The organism is Psychromonas arctica (genome assembly GCF_036697365.1).
GTDB lineage: Bacteria > Pseudomonadota > Gammaproteobacteria > Enterobacterales > Psychromonadaceae > Psychromonas > Psychromonas arctica_A.
Genome location: NZ_JBAHZA010000033.1, coordinates 1 through 2,303 on the forward strand (window position 1 = coordinate 1; position 2,303 = coordinate 2,303).

The window sequence follows — 2,303 nt, forward strand, 5'->3', positions numbered from 1 at the left end:
TCGCCAGCTACGATAGATAAGTCATCCACACCATTAATAGTAATAACAATCTCTTGTTCAACACCATCGCTGGTCATAACAGTGATGGTATCGGTGATCGACTCGCCGTCATCTAATGATTGGATAGCCGCTTGCGTGTTATCCGCGGCGTATGTCCAGTTACCGTCGGCATCGATAGTGACTTCACCATAAGTACCGTTAATTGTTTCAGCAGTAAAGGTTGTGGTGTCTGAGCTATCGATATCGCTTAGTGATAATGTGCCTGTCGTACTTAACGTCGCGGCATCATCTTCAGTTACGGCGCTGGTTGTGTCGCCAGCCACGATAGATAAATCATCCATGCCATTAATAGTAATAACAATCTCTTGTTCAACACCATCGCTGGTCATAACTGTGATGGTATCGGTGATTGACTCGCCGTCATCTAATGATTGGATCGCTGCTTGCGTGTTATCCGCCGCGTATGTCCAGTTACCATCAGCATCGATAGTGATTGCACCATAAGTACCTGACACAGTCTCAGCAGTGAAAGTTGTGGTGTCTGAGCTATCGATATCGCTTAGCGATAATGTACCAGTCGTGCTTAACGTCGATGCATCATCTTCAGTCACTTCGCCAGTCGCATCGCCAGCTACGATAGATAAGTCATCCACACCATTGATGGTAATTACAATCTCTTGTTCAACACCATCGCTGGTCATCACAGTGATGGTATCGGTGATCGACTCACCGTCATCTAATGATTGGATCGCTGCTTGCGTATTATCGGCTGCGTATGTCCAGTTGCCATCAGCATCGATAGTAATATCACCGTAAGTACCGTTAATTGTTTCAGCAGTAAAGGTTGTGGTATCTGAGCTATCAACATCGCTTAGCGATAATGTACCTGACGTGCTTAACGTTGCGGCATTATCTTCAGTCACTGCGCCAGTTGCATCACCAGAAACAACTGATAAATCATCGACACCGTTGATGGTTACAGTAATATTCTGTTTAACACCATTTAACGAAATAGTGTAAACTTCTGTTAGTATTTCTCCCTCTGCTAAATTTTGTACAACACTATTATCAACTTCATAAGACCATTCACCGTCAGAATTAATAGTCATTTCACCTAAAGCAATATCACCCTCATTAGCAGGTGTGAACTCAACTGACGGTACAAAATTACTGCTATCTTCAATATCTACATCAGTAAAAGTTAACGTTCCACTATCAGTTAGTTTACCATCAGTAGCAACCTCAAGATCTTCTGTTAAATCACTAGTATCACTATCATCGCTGCCAACGGTTATCTCAGTCTGGTCATTAATAGGATTTACGTTGATATTTACAGTCTCGGTGGTTCCATCTTCATTAGTATAAGTAAAACTATCACTACCGTTGAAATTAGTATTAGGGGAATAAGTAACCGTACCATCATCGTTGATCGTTACAGTGCCATTTTCACCATCATTAACCGATGCAACAGGAGAAACAATGCCTTCTTCATCTGTATCATTAGCTAAAACATCAATAACAATTGGAGTATCTTCATTTGTAGAAGCCGTATCAGTCTCAACATTAGTAAGATCATCTACAGTTGTAACACTTGGATCAACGCTTACCGCCTCACCATCTGTCGAGCCATCGCTTGGAACCAGTGTGAATCCAGGTAAGTCCTGTCCGCTATTGACTAGTTCAGCACCCGCTTGGGTTAATACCACCGCACCATCCACTAATGCATAGTTAACGGTATCGCTTAAGGTGACCACGACATTATCACCGTCTTCATCGAAGGTATCGAATGTAGCGACTTCAGCACCTTCAACGGCACTACCATCGTCTTCAGTAAAGTCATTGCTAACTAGGTTAATAATTTCTGGGGCATCATTGACTGTGGTAACACTTGGATCAACGCTTACCGTATCACCATCTGTCATGCCATCATTTGGAATCAAGGTAAACGCTGGTAACTCTTGACCACTGTTGACTAGTTCAGCACCCGCTTGGGTTAATACCACCGCACCATCAACTAATGCATAGTTAACGGTATCGCTTAAGGTGACCGTGACATCATCACCGTCTTCATCGAAAGTCTCGAATGTCGCGACTTCAGCACCTTCAACCGCGCTGCCGTCATCTTCAATAAAGTCATTGCTTACTAGGTTAATAATTTCTGGGGCGTCATTAACGGTATCCACACTTGGATCAACATTTACCGTCTCCCCATCTGTCGTGCCATCGTTTGGAATCAAGGTAAACGCTGGTAACTCTTGACCACTGTTGACTAGTTCAGCACCCGCTTGGGTTAATACCACCGC

1 protein-coding gene is annotated in these 2,303 nt (G+C 43.4%); it reads right to left on the minus strand.

Features of this window, described 5'->3' with window-relative positions; genetic code table 11:
• On the minus strand, positions 1-2,303 hold a 2,303-nt coding region (locus V5290_RS17110; RefSeq protein WP_333388673.1), incomplete at both ends, for a VCBS domain-containing protein.